Here is a 26,936-nt window from a genome sequence, read left to right as displayed (position 1 = left end):
AACTGCGGGACTTCCTTTCAAAGTCAATTTCTCAAGTTCTGCCGCCAATAAAGCCTGATCTTCAATGGATAACTTACCTATTTCAACTTTTATCTTTTCTAAATCCATGAATTAAAGATACGAATAATAGCAATTATAAACTAGAGCGTTTATCTTTTATAACTACACTCAATAACAACACTATAGAACAAAATAGTATTCAGCTATTCATAAAATAACATTTTTTTAAATAAAAAAAGCCATCTCTGTAGAGATGACTTTTTATAATACTAGAATAGTAACATTACAAATTTGTAATTTTTATAAAGGAATTTCACCTTCTGATTCTTCTATATATTCTTTGTTTTCAAAATCACTTTCAGTCTCAACTTCTTCAGGAACCTCTTCATTTTCTACCTCATCTACTACAACCTCTTGAGTATGTACTTGATCATCTGCCTCATTTGGAATTTCACTATCAGTCAGGGTTTCAGATTGTATCGCTCTAAATTTCTCTAACTGCTCTTCTTCTCCTGTAAAATATGGAAAAACATCCATAATCAGAGATTCAGAGATTGCTGGAATAGAATATTCACCCATAGTATCTTTCATTATAGCATTTGTGCTATCAAAAGCTTCTTTTATATCATTTGCCTGTACCAATAAATACATATTTGATTTTCTTTCTTTACCGCTTTCTTCATCAAATGCAATCAAAGAAACTTTGGTCTTAAACCAACGATCACTATTTTCAAATGGATGTATCTCTGCAAAATTTGCCATTTTTATATTAGTGATTTTAAACTCTTCACTAATGTATGAAGACATTTCTTCGTTAATTCTAGTTTCGGCTTCAGTATAGGACAATGCATCTACCAAATAAGCTTCTGTTGTCATTTTTTGTGCTCCAGAATCATCTAATTTTCTATACTTTACTTTACACTCATACCAAGTTGCGCTCATATCTTTTTTTTAAGGATGGCAAATATAAATTTTAAAAAAAGTTTTGACTACTGATCTATACAATAGATATTCACATTTTTTATTTAAAGACACAACATATCACAAAAAACAACATCATATATTCTTCTTTAAAAATCAAATCATTAAATAACAAAAAACAGAAGGTTCAAATAAAAGCTTTTTAAAAAAACGCTTTACAAAATCAAAAATTGTAGATATCCCTCTTGTTTACCCTAGATACATCAAACTATTTTATAAAATTATTAGTATTGCAACACTGTTGCTTTTTGAATAAATTTGTACTTTTGCGCTCTAAAATGGTTTTCTCCTAAAAAAAGACACCTTTTTTTCACTATATAATTATTTGGTACTTAAAAATCATTGAAGGAGTATAAAAAACATATTGCCTTATTTTTTGCTTTACTATTTATAGTATCGCAACTTGACTTTGCATTTCATAGCCTCTTTGAGTGCCATGCTGATACTAATGCTGTATCAATAACAGAATTAAGTATTAAGAATGCTCCTATATCTGGTAATGATTCTTTTTTTGATGATGTCTGCGATTGCTTACTCTGCCAACAACATCAAATTACCAAATTATATCTTGATCATAGTTTTGAAATAGGAATAAAGAACAATACGTATTATCACTATAAATCTATCGCATACAAAACTTTATTCTCTTATAGCTACTTACTTAGCAATGCTTCTTTAAGAGCTCCTCCTGCAATAACATGATAGTCTAAAGTCATCTTATTATAATTACTTCAGCTTTTTTTTACTTATATCGATTTTCATTTATAAATTAATGATATCGTATATACTATAACACCATATATTTGGTTGACGTATCTTAATACTTGCTTTACTATCAACTTCTCTATTCTCTAAGATTCATCATTTTTTGAAAAAGATTACTAAACCGAATTGAAGTTTTTATTACATAAAAACTACTCAATTCTACCCCATCATTTTAGTTTTATGGCACAAAAAAGTATTCATATTATATGTCTACTGTTTTGCTTAACAGCATATAGTCAAGATTTATATTCAGTAAAAGTAAAAGTCATTGATAAAGGCACAAATACTCCTTTGGTTGGAGCTCATATAAGCATTGATAATAAGCATACAGTCACTAATACCAAAGGGGATTTTTATTTTAAAAACCTTCTAGCACAAGAGTATACACTTTCTATCACACACATTGGTTACAAACCATATCATACAGTAATAGAGATTCCTCTATTTGCGGCTAATATCATTGCTATAGAACCTAACCAATCTGTACTTGAAGAAGTAATTGTATCTGGAGATACTAATCAAAAAAGAAGTCAAAAAAGCTCTTTATCAAAATTAGAAGTCAAAAAAGATTTTCTTGAACAAAATAGAGAGAATAGCTTAATGCAAACGCTCAAAAAAATCCCTGGTGTAAGCTCTATATCAATTGGATCAGGGCAATCCAAACCTGTAATTCGAGGCCTTGGGTTTAACCGAGTTGTGGTTGTAGAAAACGGAATTAAACACGAAGCCCAACAGTGGGCAACAGATCACGGACTAGAAATCGATCAATACAATGTAGAAGAACTAGAGATTACAAAAGGGGCTTCATCTCTACTTTATGGCTCTGATGCTATCGCAGGGGTTATAGCAATCAAATCAGGAAAACTTCTTGCAAAGAACTCTTTTTCTGGCGAGGTTCATCTTACTGGTAGAAGTAATAATGATCTTTTTGGAGTCTCTGCTGGAATAAAAAAACGATATGATAACTGGTATTATAAAGCTCGAATAACACATCAAAATTATGGAGACTATAAAGTCCCTACAGATCAGATATATTATGAAAACTACGTTTTTAATTTACATAAAAACTACTTACGCAATACCGCTGGACAAAATTATGATATCAGTTCTTCTATAGGATATGTATCTGATCATTTTCAATCTGAAACTATCATTACTAATGTAAATGCTAAAAGTGGTTTTTTTGCGAATGCTCATGGTCTAGAAGTAAGAACATCTCAAATAGATTATGATGCTAATAATAGAGATATTGATCTACCACACCACAAGGTAAATCACTTAAAAATTATAAATAACTCTAAAATTACTTTACCAGATCATACCCTTATTCTAGAGGTAGGTTATCAAAATAATCATAGAGAAGAACATTCAGAACCAGTACCTCATGGGTATATGCCAACACCTAGTTCTACAAAAGAACGTCGGTTTATAAAAAACACGTATAGTATTAATGTAAAAGACCATATTCATGCATTCGATACTCATAAAATCGCACTAGGAATTAATGCTGAATACCAAAACAATACTATTGGTGGGTGGGGATTTTTGATCCCAGAATACAATAGACTTACCATTGGTGCTTTTGCTTATGATCAATATAAAATTACTGATAGTTTCTACCTAGAAGGAGGACTACGTTATGATTATGGTACTGTACACACAAAACCTTATTATGAGTGGTTTGATTCTCCTATAACAAATAGTGACGGAACTATTACTCAAGAAAGAAGACAACGTTCTGATAAAACTAACTTAGAGTTTGGTAGTTATAGTGCATCTGTAGGTATCAGCCATCTCAAAAAGAACTCCTCATATAAACTAAATCTAGGTAAAAGCTTTAGGATTCCTCTAGCTAGTGAGTTGGCCTCTGATGGAGTAAACTATCATATGTACCGATATGAAGAAGGTAGTATCGATCTAAAACCCGAAAATTCATATCAAATTGATGGAGAACTAAACGCAACTATCAACAATTTTGAAATACAACTTAATCCTTTTGTAAATTATTTTGAGAACTACATATATCTTAATCCAACTCCTGCTTATTATGAGACCTTACAAAGGTACCAATATACTCAAAGTGAAGTTTTTAGATATGGTGGTGAATTAACCGCTCTTTATACACCAAGTCCTGTATTCTCTTTATCTGCTTCCTTAGAATATGTACATTCTAAACAGTTGAGTGGTGATAAGAAGAATTTTACGCTTCCGTTCTCCCCACCTTTGTCTACAATATTCTCTGCCAAATACACTCTAAATTCATGGTGGCTTTTTAAGAAAACTAGTGTGTTTTCTGATTTAAGGATTACGGCTAAACAAAATGATATTGTTCCACCCGAAAGGCCAACAGACGGGTTTTCATTGCTAAACTTTGGTATTCAAACAGAAACGCACTTGTTCTCACAAAAACACCCGCTACAGATACAGTGTAGAGTAAACAATGTACTCGATAAAAAAATATTTGACCATACTAGTTTTTACAGACTAATACAGGTTCCAGAACCTGGAAGAAATGTATCGCTTTCGATACTACAAAAATTTTAAATCTAATCTTTTAATTATGAAAAACACATTTAAAGCAACCCTATTATTTTTTCTAAGTTTATTCGTCATTTCATGTAATAATGATGATGACAACTCTGTTATTTTCGAAGAGAACATCAATGCAGATCGCTTTACTGGCATAGAACTAGGTAACTCTCAATTTGTTCTACCTCAATCAAACGTAGATATTCATACAGAATTTGATTATGCTGGTACTAGTAAAGTTACCAAAATTTTATTTGACGTAACTCCTTTTGATGTTCCTGTAGTAAGAGATGGAGAAGTTTCCTGGGAATTATCTAATCACCTTGTTCCTGTAGAACGTTATGAAGGGCAACTAAATCCTCATATCCACTATCATGTATATTTTGATGAAGAAAATAAGTATGAGCCTTCTTTTAAGCCAGCAGAAGGAGTTTATAAGTTCAAAATTACAGCGGAGCATGAAGATGGTTCAAAAAGTATCGTTACCAAAGATCTTCATATCATACAAAAATTCAAAGATATGAAAGTTGGTGATAATAATGTTGCCGTACTAGGAACCGATAAGCTACAAACAATCTACCAGTATGTATCAGGAAATAATACTGTAACCGAAATAAAGTATCAATTATGGTTTAAAGAATGGAGAGAAGGTCAAAATGTAGAAGTCGGAAAATGGGATAACGTAGAAATGATACTTCCTAAAGAATCTTATAACGGCAAAAAAAATCCAATGATCGATTACATGTATAATTTACCAGAAGGTATTCCTACTGAAGGATATTGGTTGAATATTTATGTAACAGAAGGTGGAGAAAGTGAAGCGGTAAAACTATCAGTTCCTTTTGAAGTAAAGTAAAACGCTAAAAGACTATCTGAAAAAAGTTCTGTTTTTTTCGGGTAGTCTTTTTAAATATAAAAGCAATGAAAACATTTATAAAATCAATCTTCTTCCTTGTTATTTTAGGAAATATATGTTCCTGTAGTAGTGATGATGAGGAAACCGATACAGAGAAACCTACTATCACAGTAAATTACACAGAGGGATTCCCGAAATCATGTACAGTCTTAGAAAAAGGCAATCCATACATCATAAAAGTAAAAGTCGCAGATAATGTGGCATTAGCTTCTTATGCTATTGATATACATCATAATTTTGATCATCATACTCATGACGACCAAGGCGCACAATGTACTTTGGATGGAATAAAAACTCCAAAAACTCCTATGATTTTTATGGAGAACTATCCTATTAAAGGAGAGGTAAAACAATATGAAATTACACAATCTATTACTATTCCTGAAGGAATCGATGCTGGAGATTATCACTGTCAGATTTCGGTAATCGATGTGACTGGGTGGCAAAGCAGAACCTCTATTGATATAAAAATACAATAGACTACTATCAAAAAATCGAGTAAATTGACTTTCCTCGATTTTTTGATATTATTTTTTGTGATACCCATTGAGCTTAAAACAGGGTACCTTCTATAGAACGCTCAACAACATCTTATGGTTCTTCAACATCAAACTTTTTTCTCTATAAAGATACTAATGGAGACAAGTATCTAATTTTTGGCATTTACTGATCCACTGCAAGCATCTCCTTCTTCAATACCTGTCAACCAAATTTTCAAAGTTTCTGTTCGCTTCTCTGTAAGATTCTTTAGATAAGAAGCTCTACACATCGGGTGGATCGACCCATATATATAATCAGGGTAATCAGGATATTTCATTGCTAACTCAGCGTCTCTAAATTGTATCCAAATTCTTTGAGACTTTTTTAGGTTCTGTAAAAAAAGTGTGTCTTTTTTATAAACCTGTAAAATTTGCTGATACACTTCATTCAATATTCTATCCGACTTCTTAAGTATTGTATATGCTTCTCTATTCATTTCTCCTTGTGTTTGTGAGAAACAATTGGCACTCAACACTAACAATAATAGGACTACTACTCTATTCATTTATATCTTTTTTTTGAAGGATGTATCTTTTAAATACAAAAGTAGGGTAATACCATTTCTTACCAGAATTTAACACCCTTTTGTTTTCATTCACGGCATGAATTCTACTATTCGCGTTAGTAACAGGAATAGATTCTACAATACTTTTGCCTCCATATTATTTAAACTAAATAAAAATAAATGTACAAAAATTACTTTTTGGGGTGCTTTTTGCTTTTGATAACTACAACTATCTGGGGGCAATCTTCTGTTTCTGGCACAATTTCTGATCAAAATGGTCAGCCATTATTAGGGGCAACCATCCAAATAATGAGTACTACTATTGGAGGGATCACCAATGAAAATGGATATTTTGAACTAAACAAAACTCCATTTGGCAATTATACGCTGGAAATTGCCATTTTAGGATTCAAAAACAGACGTATTCCTATTACACTTCAAAAAGGAAAACCAATTTCTCTTACTATAACGATGACAGAAACCAGTCAAAATCTGGAAGAAGTTATCTTACAAGGTAAATCTAAAACACAACGAAAACGGGAAGAACCAATAAAAATCGAAGTCATTGATATAAATCAATTACAAGCACAATCCATTAGTCTACCACAGATCATGAACCAAACTTCTGGAGTAAAAGTAAGACAAACTGGAGGCATCGGTAGTAACACCACTATCAATATCAATGGTTTACAAGGAAACTCTATTCGTTTTTTTAGAGATGGTATTCCTTTGGATTACTTAGGTCAAGCTTTTAACCTAAGTATCGTTCCTATAGATCAACTTGCTAATATTGAAATTTATAAGGGGATACTACCTGTAGATTTGGGTGCAGATGCATTAGGAGGAGCCGTTAATTTTATCTCTAGACAAAATAATGATAACAACCTTGATCTTACTTATAGTGTGGGCTCATTCAACACCCATCAAGGAAATCTTAATGGGTATATAAACATTCCAAATTCAAAATTATTTGCATCTGTTTCTTCATATCTTATTAGTTCTGATAATAATTATACGATTGATGTTGATATTCCTGACTCAGAAACGGGAGTTCCAACCACTACAGCTGTAGAAAGGTTTCATGATGGTGTCCAAAGTTTGTTTGTAGAGACAAAATTGGGAGTGCGTGACACCAAAATAGCTGATCTATTTGAGTTTGGTTTCTCTTATTTTGATATGCATAAAGAATTACAAAATAATATCAGACTTACAATACCGTATGGAGAAGCGATCTACGAAGAAGATGCTTTAATTTATTCAGTTCGGTACCAAAAACAAATAAATAAATTACACTTAGATTTATTTTCTGCATATAGCAATCGTGCTACTTTATTTGATGACACTCCTAAGAATAGATATAACTGGCTTGTAGAAGCTACCCCTATACCTGATAATGACAACGGTGGAGAAACGAATCAAAATTCAAAATCATTCAGAAATCTAGAATTTGATAATTGGATTGCTCGAATCAATCTAAGCTATCAATTACATGAAAACCATACTCTTAACTTCAATCACAATTATATTTATGAAAAACGTGTAGGTACAGACCCTTTGGCTCCTACTTTTGGAAAAGATGTTGATATCCTATCGTATCCTGCTAAATATACTAGAAATGTTACGGGTATAGGAATTACATCTTCTTTCTTTGGGGGTAAGTTAGATAATATATTTACCTTAAAGAGATATGGTTTAAAAACAAGCTCTATATCTTCTACTTATGATTATTACGGGGTCATCCCTGAGTTTAAAGATGAGAGTTATGGTTTTGGAAATTCTATAAAATATAATTTCAACAAAAATAGATATCTTCGATTTTCTTATGAACGTGCCAGTCGTATTCCTGAATCTCAAGAGTATTTTGGTGATGCTCTATTCATATCGGGTAACTCTTCTTTACAACCAGAATTAAGCGATAATATTAATCTTGGTTTTTATACAAACCTCAATAAAAATAGAGCACTCTGGTTAGATATTAATAGTTTCTACAGAGATGTTCAGAACAACATATTTTTACGCCCCCATGGATTAATTTTCTCTCGTTACCAAAATACTGCTGATGCCAGTATTTTGGGAGGAGAATTTTCTTTAAAAGGTACTGCAACAAAAAACCTCAGCTTTAATCTAGCTGTAACATATCAGGATATCAGACGCAAAAACACCGAAGAAAACTCCAGGTCATTAGAAAATTCGCGACAGCCTAATATTCCGTATTTCTTTGGTAATATAGGATTACGTTACCATCCTCAAAAATTAATAGGCAAAGGAGATTGGCAATTGTATGCTAATTATAGTTATGTAGAACAATATCTGCTCAATGCCGTCTCTAAAACACAAGAACCCCCTCTTTTTGGTAATATAGACAGCATTGCCGGAGCCAATATAATCCCAACACAAAATATAGTAGATATGGGATTGACCTGTAAAATACCAACTATTCCGCTCTGGTTTAATGCTGAAATTAACAATTTATTGAACGCTAAAGCTTTTGACGGTTTTAGGGTTCAAAAACCAGGAATCAATTATCGATTCAAAATCAAATATTCAATTAATTAAAAAGTGAAATATGAGTAAGCTTACGTTTAAAATATTATCCATCCTAATGGTAGTTGCAATGATAGGTTGCAGCAGTGATGATAACAATCCTGAAACTGACACCCCAGGTACTGAACCCCCAGTAGATAAAAAATCAAGTGTCGCCCTTTTTGTAATAACTGACCCTAATACTTCCAGTGGTTTATTAATCCCAGGTGAAGAAATGTTCTCTGGTGTAATTGATCCTTCTTCAGTTACAAATGCAGTACAACTTTCTGCCATGAGAACCATTGGTAAAGCAATTGATGGTGATATTTATAACACTTCTAATTCTGCAGGAGATACAGGATTACAAAAATTTAGTTATGCTGACAATACTTTTACAGATGCTGGTTTTATTGCAGTAAATGAAAGACGTTTTATTTTTGAGGTTGTAAGCCCAACCAAAGGATATTACACCGATTCAAATAGAAGCCGTACTGCCATACAAACATTTAATCCTTCTACCATGCAACGTACTGGTGAAATTGATATTACTGATGCAATCACTCCGCTACTGGATAATACTGTTACCAGTACACGATTAGGTTCTTTTATGGTAGAAAGTCAAGGAAAATTGTATACTCAACTCTTCTTTTTGAAAGAAGATGGAACCTATGCATTTGATATTACCTATGTAGCTGTTTTTAACACCAACAATGATACATTTATTGGATTAACACAACATAATGGTTATAACTGGTTAGGTTTTGAAAGAAAAAATTCTAATTATGTAAATGTGGCTCCAAATGGAGATATTTACCTTTCCAGCCCTGTTGGCAACCCTACAGATCCTGCTTATTCAAGAACTCTTCGTATCAAAGCGGGCGCTAATACTTTTGATAATTCATGGAAACTGAATTATGATGAAATTATAGGCGGACATAGCTTTTTATTAGGTGGTCCTGCTATTATTGGAGATAAGCTATACATAAAGCTTAAATCTACTGCTATTGCTCCAGACTGGAGCAATGTTGCAGATAAGGATTTTGATGCTTATGAAGTTGATATTGCTTCTAAAGAAATTACTAAAATTACCTCTATTCCAGGAAGTGCGTATGTAGGCTCAAGTGTTAATGGCCCTATGGTTATAGACAACAAAGTTTATTTTGCTGTGAGCAACGCTACATTCCAGGGGTATTACACCTATGATCCTGCTACCAGAGAGACAAAAGAAGCTTTTTCTGTAAAAGGAGGAATACCTAATCAATTAACTGTTTTAAAATAATACAGCACATGTATAGCCTGGCAATACTTACTTCATTTTTTTCGATTTGGTGTCTTTATGCCCTATCAGAAAAAGTAGATTTTACCAAAAAGAACATAACACTCATTTTATCTCAAAATATCAGGGTAGCCAAAGTTGTTGCCCTGGTATTTTTTCTGATATCTACTATTGTATTATGCATCTCTTTGGGTACTGTAACTGGTCTATTTTGCAGTCTACTTATATGGACATTATTGGCTAGCGCTATTTTATTATTTGCTCCTTTTCAAAAAGTAAAACATGTGCATGTTATTTTTTTAGGACTACTGATCATAAGTACAGAATTATTATTTACCATATACCTTAATTATGCCCGCTAATAAAAAATACCTTGCTACATCCAACTGGATAAAATTCAGTAAAATTTCTGCTACAATCTTGGGCGCTATGCTAGCATCTGTAACACTACATCTGGCATTAGCAATTTGGGTTGGTTTTGAATACATCATCCCTACCTCGCTTTTTTCTGTTTTTATACTGTGGGGATTTTTTATGATTATGGTGTATTGGATAAAAAGTCCATGGAAATCCTGGGGAATCTTTTTATTTATTATTTCTATTTCTGTAGTAGGGCTTTATATGGCAAAAAACTAATTTGATGAAAGATAAACGGAATTATAATGTTTTTTTCAATACACATACCGTAAGTGGTATTGTTATAAGTGTTGGGCTTTTTGTATGCTTTTTTGCGGGAGCATTTGCGCTTTTTCAAACAAACATCAATAAATGGGAAGCAAACGCCAAAAACGGGGTTCACCTTGCAATAGATTACGAGAAAACACTATCAACAATCAAAGAGGAGGGTTTTACCATGAATGGGCGAACTTTTTTTATCCAAATAATGGATAACCCTTTACCTTTTATTATGGTTGTTTCACGTCCTCTTAGAAGCGATAATAATACTACTCAAAAAAAAGAGCAAGAAAACTACTCTAAAGCCAAGGTGGGACCTACTGGTCCTATTTCTGTAAAAATAGATCCCAAAACCTATAAAATCATAGATAAAGACGGTGCAGAACCCACAGAACATTTAGGTACTTTTTTATACCACTTGCATTACTTTGATCAGATTCCTATAATAGGGTTATATATTTCTGGTCTGATTTCTTTATTTTTTTTATTTGCTATTATAACTGGTACGATTGTACATTGGAAAAAGATAATGTCTAATTTTTTTACTTTTCGATTAAAAGCTACCATAAAGAACTTATGGTCTGATGCGCATGTTGCTTTAGGTATTATTGGACTTCCTTTTCAATTTATGTATGCCGTTACAGGAACAATATTTGGATTGGTGATCATCATCTTATTGCCCTCTACAATGGTATTATTTGATGGAGATCAAGGAAAATTATTAGGATATATAGCTCCCGCATACAAAACTTTTGACATGGCTAATGAAATTCATTTAGAAAGGCCAAATATTAATCAATTAGTACAAAATGCTCGTAAAGATTTACAAGTAGACGATGCAATAACTGCATCTATAAATATTAGTAATTACAATGATAAGAATGCTCATGTGATGGCAGAGTTTCGCGCCAAAAAAGAAGGTGTTTTTTATGATGATGTTCATATCACATATCGACTAAGAGATGGTAAGGTTGTAGAAAAAAAGATTATAGAAACACATCCGTATAAAGGGAGTGTCTTACACACGGTAAGAAAATTGCACTTTGCCCAGTTTGGTGGGTATTTTGTAAAAACAATTTATTTTTTATTATCTCTGATTACATGTTTTGTTATACTATCAGGAGTAATGGTTTGGCTAGAGGCCAGAAATAATAAAAAATACGAAAACAAGAAAAAATTCAACACAGCAATAGGGGCAATATATCTGGGTGCAAGTATGGGATTGTTTCCTGCTATAGCCTTCTTTTTTTGTATTACCAAAATCATTCCTCTTGATATCGAAAATCGTTTCGGGCTAATGAGTAATGCATTCTTCCTTTTCTGGTTAGCTTATATATTGTACGCTTTTATCTCTAAGGATTTTCATAAAATTAATAAACATGCACTTATTTTGGCAGGTATATTGGGAATTGCTATTCCTCTTCTAAATGGGCTACAGTCTGGATTATGGTTTTGGACCTCTTTACAGTCTAACTATATCGATTCTTTTTTTATTGATATCAGTTGGCTTTTATTAGGTATCATTTCTTTGATTATTGCTTTTTCTGTACAACGACTGGTGTCTCATAAAGATAAAAGAAGAGCAACAAGAGGAATCTCAAAAAACAGGAATCATCAAGAGGTTATCGATACTCCTGTACTAGCAATGAATAAATCAATCATCAACGAATAAATAATTAAACAAATTAATTAAAAACACAAACAATTGAATACACAACAAAAAATTATAGTCTCATGGATACTGATTGCACTTGGAGTTGTCATACACAATACTCTAGAGGTTGGAGAAAGTATTTTTTTTAAATCATTGCCAGAAAAACCTTTTAATGATGGAGTTCCAATAGCGGTTCATATCATTCATATTCTAGCCATGATACTACCTATGGTTATTGCATTTATAACATTATTTTATGCCAACAACATCTTTAAGATATTTTCTTTAGTTTATGCCATAGTGCTTGTATTACTCAATACAGCACATTTAGCAGAAACTCTAGGTGCTGGGTTTTCTAATTATTCTCAAATCATCTTATTACTATTTATTGTTATTGTAAATGCAATATTAATACCACTAATAATTAGGTGGAAAAAAGAAAATCTCCTTTAAACATATCATACTTATATATACAAAAACTTAAAACCTGAACTTTCATTCTTTTTATATTTAGACAAAGAAGCCAAATACTTTTTATAGTATTTGGCTTCATTTATTTTTTATACTTTAATTAGAATTTCGTTATCTAATACATAAAGCGGGTTAAAAAATACTATCTAAACGTCATAAAAGTTGATATCTGCTGTGTACCTTCATACTTTAGCCCTATGCTCACACTATTTGTAGCTGAGTCATAAATATAGATATTACTACCATCATTTTCTGTATTTCCTACGATAGCAACTTTGCCATCTCCTATAAGTTCCATCGCTCTTCTTGGATATTTTAATAACGGAAGATTTAATTTTTCTGTCGTTTTTGTAATTAAATCTATCAAATGATATTCTATTACAAATCCTCCTTGATAATCTTTATATTCCTGAATAAGGTCTCCTCTAAACACCTGTACCAAAGCTTTATTGCTTCCTAAATACAAAAATCCTCCTGTATGATTACCACTAAATTTTTCTGTAAGGTTGAAGAAATAAGAATTATCAAACTCTGATTCTCCTGCTTTTATTTTTACAATTCCTGAAGGAATCGTTTCATTTGATGCCCAATAGTTTGTATTACATGCTGCAATATACAGATCACCGTTTTCTGCAAATCCATGAGAAGATACTACGCTAAACCCAAGTCCTGCCGCATTTTCTGTATATATTGTTTTTTCATAATTGAATGTGGTTGCATCAAAAATTGCAACTGGTGCCCTGTTATAAGATGCAAAATTCTCATCAGAATGTATGTAAGGAACAAAGATTTTACCATCTTTATGTATATATGCTGAAGGTACTGCTTGTGAGTTTGGATCAACTGGAAGCGTTATGGTTCCATTAGATTCCTCAGTCATATTTTTGGTATTAATAATTTGATAAGAAAAAACACCATCAGATGTAGATCTTGGCCCACTAGAAATCAATAACCTAGTATCATCTAAAAATTCAAATACAGGACCACCACTAATTCCTAAATTGGTAACAGATCCTATATCTACCAAGATACCATTTTCATCCACTTCGTATTTGGTTAATTTCTCGGCAGAATTCAAATAAATAAAGCCATCTTTTCCTACAACAGGTACATTGTATGGTAAATCAGGGATTTCTTGTGAGTTATCAATATCGGCAGTACCTTCTTCTACATCTTTTAGTATATGAAAAGGGTATGAATCAATCGTAGGAAGGCTTAATGCCAAAAGGTAGCTAAACTCTTTTTTCTCTCCACCGTTCCCATCATTTCCACCATTAGGTACTGGATTATCATCGTCTTTACTACACGCGCTTACTAGTAGTAATATTCCAAAAATTACGGCCAGATTTGTTATTTGTTTTTTCATGTTTACAATTTTAATACTTAGTTTTACTATAGATTATTATTACTTTAGGAAGTATCTGAATTTTAGAAACACAGCTCTTCCTGGTTTCTGGAGGTTAAAATTATCATAGGCTTCTGCATTAAAGACATTGCGCAATTCAACACTTAGATTATACGTGTTTTCAACTGCAGAAAATGTAGTTCCTATATGGCTTAAAAATTGGTTGGGTATTATATTTTTGGTTTCTGTTATAGATATACTGGGATAATTAAGAAAATACTCATGTACATAATTTGCCGCATAGTACATAGACATATCTATTTTTGAAAAAATCTTTCCAAAATTGAAATTGGCATTTACATTGGCAAACAAATAGGGTGTATTTGGCATCTTATCTCTATACACTCTACTCCTTGTCGTTGTTCCTGCCACATATTTTTCATTATTGAGTACCTGCTGCCATGTAAGGTTACCACTAAGGGTAAGTTTTTCTCTAGAATACTGAACATCATATTCTACTCCTTTTATCAGTACATTAAGTACATTCTCATAGGTGCTAAAAACCCCAAATTGCTGTATAAAAATGAAATTATCTACATCTCTCTGAAACAGGTTGATTTCATTTCTCAAAGACCATTTGCTATTTGTATTCAATCGATGTGTCATTCCTATGTTTAGGTTATGACTTGTTTCTGGCTCTAAGTTTGGATTTGCCAAAACGCGTAATCCATCTCCAAAAATTTCTATAGGTTGTGGAATACGGTACCCTTTTTCATAAGAAGCTTTTATATACCATTGAGGTTGTATAAAATATCTACTAGAAAATGCATACCCTATATGTTGCTGAGAAGTTCTTATATCTTGAATTCCAAATTCATTATGTTGAAACTGTACTGCATTCTTAGTAAGCATATCAAAGTTATAATACTTGAGAGATGCTACATTTTCTAATTTACTGTCAAAAAACACCGTTTGATAACCTAATCCGCTCACTGTTGTATTCAACGTATTTGGAGATCTAAATGGTTCATTATTTTTGGCATTCAACCTATTTTCTCCTTTCCTTTCAATCATAGATCCAATATGATTTACACTTATTTGATGTGACTTGGCAAGATCATATGTTGCATATGCTCTATACAAAAATTGGGTTTGATCATACTCAAATATTGTTTTTTCTCGCACAAGTTCACCAAGGTTATTATTTTCTGTACGTACAATATTACCTTGCCAGTTATATCGATTTGAAGAGGTATCAATACTCTTACTAGATACCTCATTATACAGAACAAATAGATTCATATCTAATTTATCATTGAGTAGCTTTGTCTTAGAATATTCTATACTATAGGTCGTGTTATTCTCTTCTTCGGTAGCTTCGCCAACAGGAGTACCATAAATTCCACTTTGTATTTCTTGTTCAATGGTTGCTATTGATATTTTTGCCATTAGATTATCAGCCCATTTTACATTGGTAAAACCAATACCAAAATTTCCCATAGCTGAGGTATATTGATCATGAAAACGTTCTATGTCTAACTCTTGCTCTTCTCCATTTACAAAAACAGGTTGGTCATTCATTTGATAGTTATTATCACTATAATTATAAAAACCAGTTGCTTTAAAAGTCAAGCCACTTTCTTGAAATCTATATTTACTATTCAATGCAGCTCTGTGTGTATTAAAGGATCCTATACTATAGGAAGCGTCTAGAAATGAATTTGCTTTTTTATTGGTAATTATATTTACAGCTCCTCCAAGGGCATCAGCTCCAAGTTTTATAGGTACAACCCCTTTATAAACATCAATACGATCTACAAGATTTACGGTAAGATTATTGAGGTTGAAAGAACTACCTAATTGATCTACGGGAATATCATCTACAAAAATACGCACTTGTCTTCCTGAGAGACCATTTAAGGAGAATTCATATCGAGACCCAAGACCTCCTGATTCTTTAATTCTAATACCTGATGTTTGGTTGAGCACCTGATTTACATCGGTTGTAATGTTTTGAAGTTTTTTTGTTGCTATAGAATTTACAGTGAAACTTTTTTCTTTGATCTGAGTGGCATTACTCTTTCCTTGTACTACAATTTCATCAATTTCTGTTAAGTCCTCTTTCAAAACTATTGACAAAACTAATTCTTCTGCTGGGGTAAGTACTATTTCTTTATATTGTTCTTTATATCCTATTCCTGAAATCACCAAGGTATATGGTGTATTTGGTTGTACTTTATTCAATACAAAGGTTCCCTCTGTATTGGTTGCTGTTCCTTGATTTGTACCTTTTAAAAAGATGGTTATCCCTATGGCTGGTTGATTTTGACTATCCAAAACGGTACCAATAATCGAAGAAGAAACTACTTGTGCTGACAAATTAGCAATAAAACAAACAAACAAAGTTGTTGTTATTAAAGCCCTAAAAATTCTGTTCATTTAATTTAGACTAAATATGAATTAATTGCAAAAATCTATAATAAAAGTGATTTGAGAAAGAACAAATCTGTAAACGACATTTTATACCCCATGAACGTCATTTTAAAGAAATAGTTTTTCGATTTTTTACTTTTACTGATTAAGCTAGATTTTAATGCTTCGAAATCAAAGGTTGGTTTCAAACGAATACTTCACAGACTTCCCTCGAGGTAATTAATTATAAATAGTAGAGTCACTCCTATAATTATTTATGTTTCTATAATATCTTTGCCTTGCAATTGACATGTATAAAATTGCTTTTATTGTGTCTATATTCCCGTTGTGTGTAACCTAAATCAATCTAACTTGATAAAAACGATAAGAACGAATTCTCGAAATAATGATTTTATTAAACTTGTAAAATCGCTTGATCTTGATTTAGCTCAAAGGGATGGCGATGAACATTCTTTTTTTGCTCAATTCAATAAAATAGATGAGATTAAGCATGTTGTCATAGTATATGAGAATAAGATTCCTGTAGCTTGTGGAGCTATAAAAGAATACGATAAAAATGCTATGGAAATTAAAAGAATGTTTACCCTTCCAGAATATAGAGGAAAGGGGTTAGCTTCAGTTATCCTTTCTGAGCTTGAAAAATGGGCTTCTGAATTACAATATAAAAAATGCATTTTGGAAACAGGCATTAAACAACCTGAAGCCATTAGGTTATATAAAAAAAACTCATACAAGTTAATTTCTAATTATGGACAATATGAAAACGTCGAGAATAGCAAATGTTTTGAGAAGTTACTGAAATAAAGGTTATACAAAGATTATTATTCATACTTGTGTTAGTTTTCAGCTTTTAATCATATCACTATTTTTTGATTTGGCTTTATAGATTAAAGTATTGTTGATTTTATTAAAGATATTTTTGCACTATGAAAAAGGGTATTACCTTCTTAAAAAACAATTTTCCTGAGATTATATTTCAGATAATAGCGGCTGTAATATCATTTATTTTTTACTCATATAGTCAAGATGATTCTATAAAAATAGCTCCTTACAAAGTTTCTTTTTTCTTAAATTATGCCATTGCAGCAATGATTATTAACTATGTATTGTTACCTAAAATATATTCTAAAAAGAAATTTTTTCTCTTTTTTATTGCAATGTCTCTAATAGTTTCAATTGTTATTATGGTTGATGAATTTATATTGGAACCGATATATTTTCCATATACAAGAGGAACTTATTTTCCAGGGGTATTATTTACTCTTATAGAGACACTCCCTATAATTGGTTTTTTTGTTGGGTGTAAATTTGCTTGGGACTTCAACAGTAAACAGCGTGAAATTGAGAAACTAAAAAACCTAGTTCAAGAAAGTGAGTTACAGTTTCTAAAATCTCAGATAAATCCACATTTCCTATTTAATAATTTAAATAATTTATATGCACATGCTATTGAAGAGTCGCCAAAGACTCCGTCCATTATTTTAGAGTTATCATCTGTTTTACGATATATGCTGTATGATTGTAAGGGAAATTTTGTTTCTCTTATCAAAGAAATAGATCATTTACAAAATTATACCGCTCTTCATGAGTTACAAATAGGTCATAGAGGAGATATTCGTTTCAATACAGAGATCATATCTCCAAATTATGTTATAGTTCCATTAATATTAATTGTTTTTATAGAAAATGCTTTTAAACATAGTACTGCAAGTCAATCTGAGAATATTATAATTCACATAGAAACAAAGGTTACAGAAACTGGTTTGCTTACTTTTTATTGCAAAAACAGTTTTTTATCTAATACCAATACATCCATGCTTTCTCATGGCATTGGCTTAGTTAATGTAAAAAAAAGATTGCGATTATTATATCCTAATACGCATGAGTTACAAATTACTGACATCAACATTTTTTTTGAAGTGACATTGACTGTCCAACTAAAATCTATTAAATAATGTTACATTGTATTATCATAGAAGATCAACCACCTGCACAACGTATTTTGAAAAAATACATTTCAGACACTGATACACTTACACTTAAAGAGACTTTTGCAGATACCATAAAGGCTACCGCATATCTGAAAGAGAATCAAATAGACGTAATTTTTCTGGACATACATTTACCTAAAGTCTCGGGTATTGATTTTTTAAAATCGACACCTAATCATCCAAACGTAATACTTACTACTGCATTTTCTGATTATGCATTAGAAAGCTATCAATATAATGTAATCGATTATTTATTGAAACCTATCTCATATGAACGGTTTTTACAAGCTATTTCAAAATTGCAGGTACTTCAAAAAGAAAAGAAACCCAAAGACCTTTTAGAAACTATTTATATAAAATCTGGATATGAACTGATAAAACTAAAAGCTTCAGATATTATTCATATCAAATCAGATGCTGATTACACAGAAATAATTACAGCGCAAAAAACACACATAAGCAAAAACTCTCTAAAACACTGGTTAGAAAAATTAGACAGTAATTATTTCTGTCAGGTACACAAATCTTACTTAATAAATATTCAATATTTAGTAAAGGTTTCGGGTAATACAGTTTATTTAACGAATACCGTTATTCCTATTGGTAGAGCATATAAAAAGTATTTTATGACTCATTATTTAAATGATGGTGTTTAAGCTTATTTTTTACAGAAATATCATTAACCACAAAACCCTTCTCTATAAAAGAAGGGTTTTGTAATATATCTAAATACATTATATATCTACACAAAATTATACCAATGGCTATTCTCTTGGTATTCTTCTATTTGAATAACTGTGTTTTTAGAGTGAAAAGAATTAATTAACTGAGACACATCTAATTTTAATATTTCTAAGCAGTTTTCTACCAAATCCTTACGAAATCCTTTTTCTTCCATTTCTAAAACAAAATTAAAAGAAATAATTCTAGAGAAAACTTTTCCTAGGTCAATCATTTTTCTCTGTTTTAATCCCAAAGTAAAAACGAATTCTATATCTTTTTTGAAATATGAATATGATTTATTGGTAAGATTAAAATCTTTAAGAAAATTATAGATATTAAACTCCTTTTTACGTTTCATAAGTTTACTTATGATTTCTGTAATTTGAGTATATAGCATTTCATTAGACCCTTCAAATATCTGAAAAGCTCTACTATCCATAATACCTCTACCTCCTATATTCTCCATATGATACCCTTTGGAACCAGACAATTGTGTTAATGTTTGTGCGGCTTCTTGCATCAAATCGGTTATATAAGCTTTCATTGTATTTGCTTCTACTCCTTCATTTGCCAAATCATTCTCGATACCACTATGGTTACTACTCCTAAAACACATTGCTGAGGCTATAGTAAAACTACTTTGAACTCTTGATATTTGATATTGAATTTGATCGAGATCGATTAGTTTTTTTCCTCCTACAATTCTCTCATTACAATGCTTTATGCATTCGTCCAGCATTCTTTTTATAAATCCTAATCCCATCCCTGGAAATTGCATTCTACTTCTATGTAGAACATCTAACATCATTTTTACTCCCGAGGTCTGTGGTTCTAGCTTATATTGAGAAGGGATTTGTACATCTACTTTATTTTTTCCGTAAGGAATCATATAAAGTCCCAAATTATCATAGTATTCTTCTACAATTATTTGTTGATTGGGTTTTGTGACATCACAAACAAAAAAATCGATATCTCTTTTTAAACTACCATCACTATTTTGTCCTCGAGAAGTAATCAACCAATAATCTGCCATTCCTGTAAGTCCTTGCCAATGCTTGATTCCTTTTACAGAATAGTTATCTCCTTCTTTTTTATTATAAGTTTGCATGCTTAGTGCATCACTTCCAAAATCAGGTTCGGTTATCATTAACCCCCCCATATTTTGTTTTTCTAAAAATCGCTTGAAAATATCATTCTTTATAGAGGCATTAGCATATTTTGCTACTGGTTCTAAAAACAAGGCAATATTAATTCCAAATGTCAATGATAAAGCCAGAGACTCATATGAAGCTGCTGACAAAATGCTAAGGCATTCTTTTACTTTTAATCCTCTACCGCCAAATTCCTCTGGGATTGCAACAGATAAAGGTGATTTTGACATAATATCTCTAAGAGCAACGACTGGCAAACTTCTTTCTTTACTGAATTGATTGATATCATATCGTTGATGAAATACGTTTTTTAAAACATCTTCAAAATCTTTAAGATATTCTTTAAAATTTTTATGCATTTTATTTCTGCTATTTAAGTTTAAGATCTTGTTATGATGCGCAGGCTTCACAGCTATCTTTTAATGAATTTACTAATTTGTGCGCTACTGATTCTGAGCGCTGATAATATAGTGATTTCACCCCTAGTTTCCATGCTTCGATCATTAATTTATTTACCTCTTTGATCGATACATCAGGAGGGATGTTTATATTCAATGACTGACTTTGATCTATATACTTCTGCCTTATAGAGGCTTGGGTAATAATTTCGTATGGATTAATCTCTTTAAATGTTCTGAACACTTTTTTCTCATGCTCTGTCAACCCTTCTAAGTGTTGTACTGATCCGTGTTTCATTAAAATCGAGCTCCATACTTCTGGTAGGTCTAATCCTTTTGATTTCAGCAACGACTGCAAAAATTTATTTTTTCTGGTAAAGTTTCCTTTTGCCAGACCAACTTTATAATAATTACTATTATAAGGTTCAATCCCTGGTGAGGTTTGCCCTAATATAGAAGAGGAGGATGTAGTGGGCGCTATTGCCATAAGTGTAGTGTTTCTTCTTCCATATCCTTTTAGAAGTTCAGGTTCTCCATATTCTTCTGCCAAGAGTTTAGAGGCTTCTAATGTTTTTTCTTTTAATTCTTTAAAAAACTTGGCTGTAAATTGTTTTGCTTCAAAAGATTCAAAAGGAATTGAGTTTTTTTGCAAATACGCATGATATCCCATTACTCCTAATCCCAAAGCACGATGTCTTTTTGCAAATCTATGAGGCCTTTCCATATAGTGCATTCCTTCACTTTTGACTATAAACTCTTCCATGATTGCATCCAAAAACCAAACGGCAGTTTGTACCGCATCTGTAGTAGCCCATTCATCATACAACTCCATATTCATAGAGGCCAAGCAACATACAAAAGATTCATCTTTACTGGCTGGCAATGCGATCTCTGCACACAAATTAGAATTATAAATTCTCATTTCTTTATCCTGATATACGTCTGCAGCATTTTTATTGACTGTATCAGAAAATTGTATATAGGGCAATCCTTTGGCTTGTCTAGATTTTAAGACTTTGGCCCAAAGAGCTCTTTTTTCCATATCACCATCAATCATTTCTTGCATCCAATAATCAGGAATACAGACTCCAAAAAATAAATTTTGTATTGGGTTACCTACATCTTTTATGTTTAATAATTCTGCACAATCAGGATGATCTATATCTAAATATGCGGCAAAAGCTCCTCTGCGTACTGCTCCTTGTGAAATGGTATCTACCATTGCATCAAACATTTTCAAAAAAGATACAGGCCCAGACGAAGTACCATTTTCTGTAATTTCTGATCCTCTAGAACGTAATGCTCCAAAATATCCAGAGGTTCCACCTCCCATTTTTGTCATCATTATCGATTCACTCAAACTATGCGTAATTCCTTGGATAGTATCTTCTGTATACGACCCAAAACACGAAATAGGCAATCCTCTTTTTGTTCCCATATTGGCCCATATAGGAGAGGATAATGACATCCACCCGTTGGAGATAAGCTCTTCAAACTTAACTCGTAACTCTGGCTTATTTAATCGTTCTGCTGCTGCTTGAGTAATTCTGTAAACAGCATCTTCTATAGTTTCTCCTTCTAGAAGATATCCCCTTTTTAACATGATATGGGATTCTTCTGACATCCAGCGGTATGGTTTCATATTGTTTGTTATTGTATTGTTCTTAGAATAGATCATTCGCAGTAAAAGATTGATTGTGTTTTGTGTAATCTACAGGTCGTTTTGCAAAAAAGTCATCGTGTGTATTGGCAAAAATCTCCTCTTCAAACCATAACATACTATCAATCTCGGTTTTGTCGATTTCAAAAACGGCTGGAATACCAATCGCTTTTAAACTGTCATTCACCCTAAATTTCATAAAGGTGACTAATTGTGATTTTGATAAATGAGACAATTCTCCTTGCTCAAAAATCCAATCTAGAATACCTTCTTCTGTTTCTATAGAATCTATAGCGGCAGATTGGATTAGTTTAATTGTTTCTTCATTAAAAAACTCTGGAAATTCTTCTTTGATTATATTGAAAATATACATCCCTGCCTGAGCATGAATTTGTTCATCTTTTGATGTCCAAGCAATAATATTACTCGTATTTTTTAGTAATCCTTTGAATCGTGTAAAGGATAAAATAATAGCAAACTGACTGAATAGAGATACATTTTCTATAAAAAGTGAAAATACGGCTAGAGATAATGCAAAATCTTGTTTTGTATGTCCTGGAGCTAGTTTTAAATATTTTTTTAATAGGGATACTCTTGATTTGAGAGCAGGGATTTCTAATGCATTTTCAAAATCACTGTTTAAATTTAAAACTTCTAATAATCTTGAGTATGCTTCAGAATGTCTGAATTCACATTCGGCAAAGGTGCTTCCCAGTCCATTAAATTCTGGTTTGGGTAATACATTGTATAAGTTTCCCCAAAAAGCTTTTACTGTTACTTCTATCTGGGCAATGGCTAATAAGGTATTTTTAATAGCATGTTGTTCTGTAGCGTTTAGTGCTACTTTAAAATCTTGAATATCTCCTGTAAAATCAACCTCAGAATGTACCCAATAAGTGTGATTAAGGGCATTTATAAATTCTAATACCCCAGGATATTCAAATGGTTTATACGCTATTCTTTCATCAAAAATACTCATGCCTTTTTCTGTTTAAATGGATTAAAAAACTATGCCCTACTCGATTGAATTAATTGTACAGAACTCAACTATCTCATGTACAATTTATGTGAGATAACAAATTTATTTATATTAAGTCTAAATAAAATAAAGAGGTTTTTTACTTGTCAACAGATTTGTTAACAGGCGAGGTGTTGTTACGTTTTTTATCAACAAACAAAGGGGCTAAGCCCCTTTGTTTGTTTTTGCACCTCCTCTAAATTTATTGATCTTGAGAGGTACTGTTTTTGATAAAATTTTTACCTATTTTATTTTGATTTAGGCTACTAGCTACTATTCTAAATCATTTTGCTTACATCAAAATTTTCTTGATTTAATCTAATTTTCAAATTGAGATAACTTGAACTTCCTATTGCTCCAATAATTGTTGGAATATCGTATTTTTTATCATCAATAGTTCCTGTTATAAATGTATATCCTTGCACTCTAGAATAATCCATTCTAATCAACTTTTTATTCCTATAAACAGACTCTATATTTTCAAAGTCAATTTTTGAATAACTAAACTTTCCAAATAAAGCTTTGTAAGCAAATGTATATTTCCCTCCAGGATATAATGCCACAACCATAAATGTATCATACAATTCTATAATTGGTATATTATACCTAATCATATTGTATAACTTTTTGATGCCTTTATATGCCAAATTAAGACATAAAAGAGCTCCAGCAATGGTTAATAAATTCCCTAATTCAAATTTGAATTCAATTTCATCAAATGACCATTTCAAGAAAAAAAGAGCTGCACAAACAACAACAATTCCTAGGATTATAAAAGTCATTCTAGATCCATCACCCAGGTAATATACTTTCTGGGGTTTCATATTTTTGTTTTAAAACTATTCGTATTCCTTGTTTTTTGTCTTAATTCTACCTTATCAGTTGCAAACATTATTGGATAAAACAACAGAACTCAGGTTTTGTGCATCATTGTTAATACAAACAAAACTCACGATCAATACGATCTCATCTTTCTATTTTCTTAAATGTACAATTTTTTATGATCACTCTATCTGCAAACCTATATATCAATGGGTTAAAAGAAAAAACCATCATAAATTCATTTTCTGGCTTTTCTCCTCTACCACAACCGTAACAGATTATTTGCTTGCTTTTATTTATTCTTTCCAAATAGGAATAGTTACAAAACTATCATTATACCATTTTACTTTTAATGGCTCTTTTGCATCAAGGATTGTTTCATCCATCACCGCCTTTCCTGTTCCATAATTTAATGGAGAAAAAGAGTTTTTATTGACATTGAGATATACTACCAAACGGCTTCCTTTTTCTAGTCTTTTACTGACCAGATGTGTATTTATAAATGGTATCACCTCTTTTGTATTTGGAGTCAAAAGGTTTCTCATACTATCATCTTTTGCATAGCTTGCTCGGCCTAAGAAATAAGAAAGGTGAAAATATGTGCCATCAGGTCTCAACTCATATAGTGTAACACCAATATCCATATCTTTTTTATTGATACTTGCCATTATTTTTCCAGAAAAGGATCCATTAATCACAATTTCTTCTGTAAGAGGTTTACTTATAAAATTAAAACCGTTACTGGTATCAATGTCATCTCTAATAATTGGATCGGGATAATAGTCGTTATTACCTGTTTCTCTGTCTCTAAAATCAACTTCTTGATATAAGTGTTTTTCGTTTATCGGTTTTTTGGAGTGTAATGCATAAAATGCTCCTGATTTCTTTTTGGTTAGATACAATAGCAAAGAGTCATTACTCATTTTATCTATAGATGGAGCGCTACGCCATTCACTGGCTCCCATAACCTGATAGTTGATTTTATCTTTTAACATTTGGGGCTTATCTCCTTTTTTAAGAATGTAATCTAACCACTGATAGGTAATTTTTTTTGTATCGATTAATGCTCCTTTATCTACTTTATACCCCTGTAAAATAGAATCTCCTTTTCTTTGCGCTCCAAAATGTCCATAGGGACCAATAATCACATAATGATTTGCTTTTGTATTATATGTATAATGATCTCTTACATAGGATAGGCTCGAGTTTTGTGAATCGTTGTAATATCCATCTATAGATAAAATGGGAATATTGATATTTGCAAACTCTGTTTTATATGGAGTCATTTTTTGCCAATATTCATCAAATGAAGGATGCTGTATCCATCGCTGAAAATATTTATTTGGTGTACCATCGATACTGTCTATTTTTTTGAATGCAACACCAGATTCCCACCACTTATTCTGCATTTGTCTAAAACGTTGCCTGTCATTACCCACAATTGTATCCAGATATTTATTATTACCGACAAACAATGACCATGAATAATTAGGAGTGATAAAAACATTATTTTCTATTGGCAACCCTTTTCCTGGTCTGTTTGCTACATATGGAACAATGGTTTTTAGGGCAGGATGTATTTTTTTTGTGGCCGCCCATTGTGAAAATCCATTATAGCTCCCTCCAAACATTCCGATACTGCCATTACACCATTTTTGTTTACTTATCCAATCTATTACATCATAGCTATCTTCTGCAACATGCTCATATGGGTATATCTCATCAGGACTAAATCTTTTACCTCTGGTGTAAGCTATTACCGCTACATACCCTCTGTCTGCGAGTTCTTTTAATGTTTTAATATCTCTACCTTTATCTCTTACATAAATGGTATATTGAAGTATTACTGGTTTTGGTGTCTCTGTATCTTTATGCTGAACTATCATGGCAGAAATGGTTGCTCCATTCTGAGTTTTGATCAAAACATCCTCTACTTTGTATACTACCTGTGCCGCTGTTTCTGTTGTCAGTTCTTTTTTCTGATTTGAAGTGTTACAACTTATCAGAAACAGGAGTACTATTTTAAATAATATCTTCATTTATTATATGTTTGAGTTTAAATACCATTCTGATTTTACAACTATTATTTTGATTAGATGTTATTCCAAATATCTAAATAAATTTTCCAGATATTGTTTTCTTTTTTCCAAACGATTACATACTTCCCTTTCCACGAATTTTCTTCTCCGTTTGTTTTTTTGGTTATTCCTTCATAATAGCCATAATCATAGGCTGTATCATCTACAATTTTTATTTCTACCTGAGTAATTTTATGATAACTTGTCTTTATTCCTTCAGGTAGCCTCCAATAGCCTAAAATACCTTTTGTTCCTTCTATAATCTTTCCTTTTTGAGGAAATATTTTTGCGTTCTCTGTGTATGCTTTCCCTAACATCTCATAATTAGAGTTCATTACATATTTTGGCTAAGTTCTAAAATACATATGATCTAGTGCTATATTTTTAAAATTCATCCAAGTTTGGTTCGAAGTGAACGCAATTGCTGTGACCATTGCCATTTTCGTGGTTACATTTTTTACTTTTTCTAACACTAAAAACCA

At 31.8% G+C, this 26,936-nt stretch carries 23 protein-coding genes; 13 read left to right on the top strand and 10 right to left on the bottom strand.

Annotation, left to right across the window (positions count from 1 at the left end; genetic code table 11):
• Positions 1-300: 300 nt before the first annotated feature.
• A complete protein-coding gene (locus tag CVD18_RS14740) occupies positions 301-942 on the bottom strand; it encodes a DUF4494 domain-containing protein (RefSeq protein WP_103866204.1) in 642 nt (213 codons plus the stop codon).
• A gap of 381 nt (positions 943-1,323) precedes the next feature.
• Here CVD18_RS14740 and CVD18_RS14735 point away from each other — a divergent pair, with 381 nt between their 5' ends.
• The 4 genes from CVD18_RS14735 to CVD18_RS14720 all read left to right on the top strand — a co-directional run bounded on the left by CVD18_RS14735 (position 1,324) and on the right by CVD18_RS14720 (position 5,670).
• Positions 1,324-1,683 (top strand): hypothetical protein, encoded by a 360-nt coding sequence (locus CVD18_RS14735; protein ID WP_103866203.1) that lies wholly within the window; start codon positions 1,324-1,326, stop codon positions 1,681-1,683.
• A 243-nt stretch (positions 1,684-1,926) separates the two neighbouring features.
• Entirely contained in the window at positions 1,927-4,290 is a 2,364-nt protein-coding gene (locus CVD18_RS14730; protein ID WP_103866202.1) for a TonB-dependent receptor domain-containing protein, read from the top strand.
• A 16-nt stretch (positions 4,291-4,306) separates the two neighbouring features.
• On the top strand, positions 4,307-5,131 hold the full coding sequence (locus tag CVD18_RS14725; protein WP_146052804.1) for a hypothetical protein: 825 nt from the start codon (positions 4,307-4,309) through the stop codon (positions 5,129-5,131).
• A gap of 65 nt (positions 5,132-5,196) precedes the next feature.
• Positions 5,197-5,670: a DUF4625 domain-containing protein gene (locus tag CVD18_RS14720; RefSeq protein WP_103866200.1), complete on the top strand. Its 474-nt coding sequence runs from the start codon at positions 5,197-5,199 to the stop codon at positions 5,668-5,670.
• Between the two features lie 170 nt (positions 5,671-5,840).
• On the opposite strand, the gene CVD18_RS14715 is transcribed toward CVD18_RS14720, so the two are convergent.
• A complete protein-coding gene (locus tag CVD18_RS14715; protein ID WP_103866199.1) occupies positions 5,841-6,236 on the bottom strand; it encodes a lysozyme inhibitor LprI family protein in 396 nt (131 codons plus the stop codon).
• 180 nt (positions 6,237-6,416) lie between these two features.
• Between CVD18_RS14715 and CVD18_RS14710 the strand changes: the two genes are divergently transcribed.
• The 6 genes from CVD18_RS14710 to CVD18_RS14685 are packed head-to-tail and all read left to right on the top strand — an operon-like array spanning position 6,417 to position 12,817.
• Positions 6,417-8,792: a TonB-dependent receptor gene (locus CVD18_RS14710; RefSeq protein ID WP_103866198.1), complete on the top strand. Its 2,376-nt coding sequence runs from the start codon at positions 6,417-6,419 to the stop codon at positions 8,790-8,792.
• 10 nt (positions 8,793-8,802) lie between these two features.
• Entirely contained in the window at positions 8,803-10,038 is a 1,236-nt protein-coding gene (locus tag CVD18_RS14705; RefSeq protein WP_146052803.1) for a DUF4374 domain-containing protein, read from the top strand.
• An 8-nt stretch (positions 10,039-10,046) separates the two neighbouring features.
• Positions 10,047-10,397, top strand: coding sequence for a hypothetical protein (locus tag CVD18_RS14700; RefSeq protein ID WP_103866196.1), 351 nt, complete (start codon positions 10,047-10,049; stop codon positions 10,395-10,397).
• Entirely contained in the window at positions 10,387-10,671 is a 285-nt protein-coding gene (locus CVD18_RS14695; RefSeq protein WP_103866195.1) for a hypothetical protein, read from the top strand. The genes CVD18_RS14700 and CVD18_RS14695 overlap by 11 nt, the downstream gene beginning before the upstream one ends.
• 4 nt (positions 10,672-10,675) lie before the next feature.
• Positions 10,676-12,382 carry a PepSY domain-containing protein gene (locus tag CVD18_RS14690; protein ID WP_103866194.1) on the top strand — a complete coding sequence of 569 codons (1,707 nt, stop codon included), beginning with the start codon at positions 10,676-10,678 and terminating at the stop codon, positions 12,380-12,382.
• A gap of 33 nt (positions 12,383-12,415) precedes the next feature.
• Positions 12,416-12,817 carry a hypothetical protein gene (locus CVD18_RS14685; RefSeq protein ID WP_103866193.1) on the top strand — a complete coding sequence of 134 codons (402 nt, stop codon included), beginning with the start codon at positions 12,416-12,418 and terminating at the stop codon, positions 12,815-12,817.
• A 160-nt stretch (positions 12,818-12,977) separates the two neighbouring features.
• Here the strand turns inward: CVD18_RS14685 and CVD18_RS14680 are convergent, their stop codons facing one another.
• Both CVD18_RS14680 and CVD18_RS14675 read right to left on the bottom strand, forming a co-directional pair.
• The gene (locus CVD18_RS14680) at positions 12,978-14,201 is read right to left on the bottom strand and encodes a DUF4374 domain-containing protein (RefSeq protein WP_103866192.1); all 1,224 of its coding nucleotides are present in this window, start codon (positions 14,199-14,201) and stop codon (positions 12,978-12,980) included.
• A 39-nt stretch (positions 14,202-14,240) separates the two neighbouring features.
• Positions 14,241-16,619 carry a TonB-dependent receptor gene (locus CVD18_RS14675; protein WP_103866191.1) on the bottom strand — a complete coding sequence of 793 codons (2,379 nt, stop codon included), beginning with the start codon at positions 16,617-16,619 and terminating at the stop codon, positions 14,241-14,243.
• A 345-nt stretch (positions 16,620-16,964) separates the two neighbouring features.
• On the opposite strand from CVD18_RS14675, the gene CVD18_RS14670 reads away from it, so the two are divergent.
• The 3 genes from CVD18_RS14670 to CVD18_RS14660 all read left to right on the top strand — a co-directional run bounded on the left by CVD18_RS14670 (position 16,965) and on the right by CVD18_RS14660 (position 19,260).
• Positions 16,965-17,417 carry a GNAT family N-acetyltransferase gene (locus CVD18_RS14670; RefSeq protein WP_103866190.1) on the top strand — a complete coding sequence of 151 codons (453 nt, stop codon included), beginning with the start codon at positions 16,965-16,967 and terminating at the stop codon, positions 17,415-17,417.
• A 122-nt stretch (positions 17,418-17,539) separates the two neighbouring features.
• A complete protein-coding gene (locus CVD18_RS14665; RefSeq protein ID WP_103866189.1) occupies positions 17,540-18,568 on the top strand; it encodes a sensor histidine kinase in 1,029 nt (342 codons plus the stop codon).
• Entirely contained in the window at positions 18,568-19,260 is a 693-nt protein-coding gene (locus CVD18_RS14660; protein ID WP_103866188.1) for a LytTR family DNA-binding domain-containing protein, read from the top strand. Before CVD18_RS14665 ends, CVD18_RS14660 begins: the two co-directional genes overlap by 1 nt.
• Positions 19,261-19,346: 86 nt before the next feature.
• On the opposite strand, the gene CVD18_RS14655 is transcribed toward CVD18_RS14660, so the two are convergent.
• The 6 genes from CVD18_RS14655 to CVD18_RS14630 form a co-directional block, all read right to left on the bottom strand.
• The gene (locus CVD18_RS14655; RefSeq protein ID WP_103866187.1) at positions 19,347-20,837 is read right to left on the bottom strand and encodes an acyl-CoA dehydrogenase family protein; all 1,491 of its coding nucleotides are present in this window, start codon (positions 20,835-20,837) and stop codon (positions 19,347-19,349) included.
• Positions 20,838-20,868: 31 nt separating this feature from the next.
• Positions 20,869-22,518, bottom strand: a complete 1,650-nt coding sequence (locus CVD18_RS14650; RefSeq protein WP_233194558.1) for a ribonucleoside-diphosphate reductase subunit alpha — start codon at positions 22,516-22,518, stop codon at positions 20,869-20,871.
• 22 nt (positions 22,519-22,540) lie between these two features.
• The gene (locus CVD18_RS14645) at positions 22,541-23,515 is read right to left on the bottom strand and encodes a ribonucleotide-diphosphate reductase subunit beta (RefSeq protein WP_103866185.1); all 975 of its coding nucleotides are present in this window, start codon (positions 23,513-23,515) and stop codon (positions 22,541-22,543) included.
• Between the two features lie 317 nt (positions 23,516-23,832).
• Positions 23,833-24,378: a hypothetical protein gene (locus tag CVD18_RS14640; RefSeq protein ID WP_103866184.1), complete on the bottom strand. Its 546-nt coding sequence runs from the start codon at positions 24,376-24,378 to the stop codon at positions 23,833-23,835.
• 294 nt (positions 24,379-24,672) lie between these two features.
• Positions 24,673-26,415 carry a CocE/NonD family hydrolase gene (locus tag CVD18_RS14635; RefSeq protein ID WP_103866183.1) on the bottom strand — a complete coding sequence of 581 codons (1,743 nt, stop codon included), beginning with the start codon at positions 26,413-26,415 and terminating at the stop codon, positions 24,673-24,675.
• A gap of 53 nt (positions 26,416-26,468) precedes the next feature.
• On the bottom strand, positions 26,469-26,789 hold the full coding sequence (locus tag CVD18_RS14630) for a DUF4440 domain-containing protein (protein WP_103866182.1): 321 nt from the start codon (positions 26,787-26,789) through the stop codon (positions 26,469-26,471).
• Positions 26,790-26,936 lie beyond the last annotated feature (147 nt).

Origin of the sequence: Aquimarina sp. I32.4, from assembly GCF_002924285.1 — a bacterium.
In the GTDB taxonomy this organism is placed as follows: domain Bacteria; phylum Bacteroidota; class Bacteroidia; order Flavobacteriales; family Flavobacteriaceae; genus Aquimarina.
The sequence above is the reverse complement of the archived record's forward strand: the minus strand, read 5'-3'. Positions and strand labels throughout refer to the sequence as shown.

Excerpts from the sequence above, each read along its gene's own strand:
- CVD18_RS14740 (WP_103866204.1), bottom strand. The coding sequence starts at position 942 with ATGAGCGCAACTTGGTATGAGTGTAAAGTAAAGTATAGAAAATTAGAT.
- CVD18_RS14730 (WP_103866202.1), top strand. The coding sequence starts at position 1,927 with ATGGCACAAAAAAGTATTCATATTATATGTCTACTGTTTTGCTTAACA.
- CVD18_RS14725 (WP_146052804.1), top strand. The coding sequence starts at position 4,307 with ATGAAAAACACATTTAAAGCAACCCTATTATTTTTTCTAAGTTTATTC.
- CVD18_RS14720 (WP_103866200.1), top strand. The coding sequence starts at position 5,197 with ATGAAAACATTTATAAAATCAATCTTCTTCCTTGTTATTTTAGGAAAT.
- CVD18_RS14715 (WP_103866199.1), bottom strand. The coding sequence starts at position 6,236 with ATGAATAGAGTAGTAGTCCTATTATTGTTAGTGTTGAGTGCCAATTGT.
- CVD18_RS14710 (WP_103866198.1), top strand. The coding sequence starts at position 6,417 with ATGTACAAAAATTACTTTTTGGGGTGCTTTTTGCTTTTGATAACTACA.
- CVD18_RS14705 (WP_146052803.1), top strand. The coding sequence starts at position 8,803 with ATGAGTAAGCTTACGTTTAAAATATTATCCATCCTAATGGTAGTTGCA.
- CVD18_RS14700 (WP_103866196.1), top strand. The coding sequence starts at position 10,047 with ATGTATAGCCTGGCAATACTTACTTCATTTTTTTCGATTTGGTGTCTT.
- CVD18_RS14695 (WP_103866195.1), top strand. The coding sequence starts at position 10,387 with ATGCCCGCTAATAAAAAATACCTTGCTACATCCAACTGGATAAAATTC.
- CVD18_RS14690 (WP_103866194.1), top strand. The coding sequence starts at position 10,676 with ATGAAAGATAAACGGAATTATAATGTTTTTTTCAATACACATACCGTA.
- CVD18_RS14680 (WP_103866192.1), bottom strand. The coding sequence starts at position 14,201 with ATGAAAAAACAAATAACAAATCTGGCCGTAATTTTTGGAATATTACTA.
- CVD18_RS14675 (WP_103866191.1), bottom strand. The coding sequence starts at position 16,619 with ATGAACAGAATTTTTAGGGCTTTAATAACAACAACTTTGTTTGTTTGT.
- CVD18_RS14665 (WP_103866189.1), top strand. The coding sequence starts at position 17,540 with ATGAAAAAGGGTATTACCTTCTTAAAAAACAATTTTCCTGAGATTATA.
- CVD18_RS14660 (WP_103866188.1), top strand. The coding sequence starts at position 18,568 with ATGTTACATTGTATTATCATAGAAGATCAACCACCTGCACAACGTATT.
- CVD18_RS14655 (WP_103866187.1), bottom strand. The coding sequence starts at position 20,837 with ATGCATAAAAATTTTAAAGAATATCTTAAAGATTTTGAAGATGTTTTA.
- CVD18_RS14650 (WP_233194558.1), bottom strand. The coding sequence starts at position 22,518 with ATGAAACCATACCGCTGGATGTCAGAAGAATCCCATATCATGTTAAAA.
- CVD18_RS14645 (WP_103866185.1), bottom strand. The coding sequence starts at position 23,515 with ATGAGTATTTTTGATGAAAGAATAGCGTATAAACCATTTGAATATCCT.
- CVD18_RS14640 (WP_103866184.1), bottom strand. The coding sequence starts at position 24,378 with ATGAAACCCCAGAAAGTATATTACCTGGGTGATGGATCTAGAATGACT.
- CVD18_RS14635 (WP_103866183.1), bottom strand. The coding sequence starts at position 26,415 with ATGAAGATATTATTTAAAATAGTACTCCTGTTTCTGATAAGTTGTAAC.
- CVD18_RS14630 (WP_103866182.1), bottom strand. The coding sequence starts at position 26,789 with ATGAACTCTAATTATGAGATGTTAGGGAAAGCATACACAGAGAACGCA.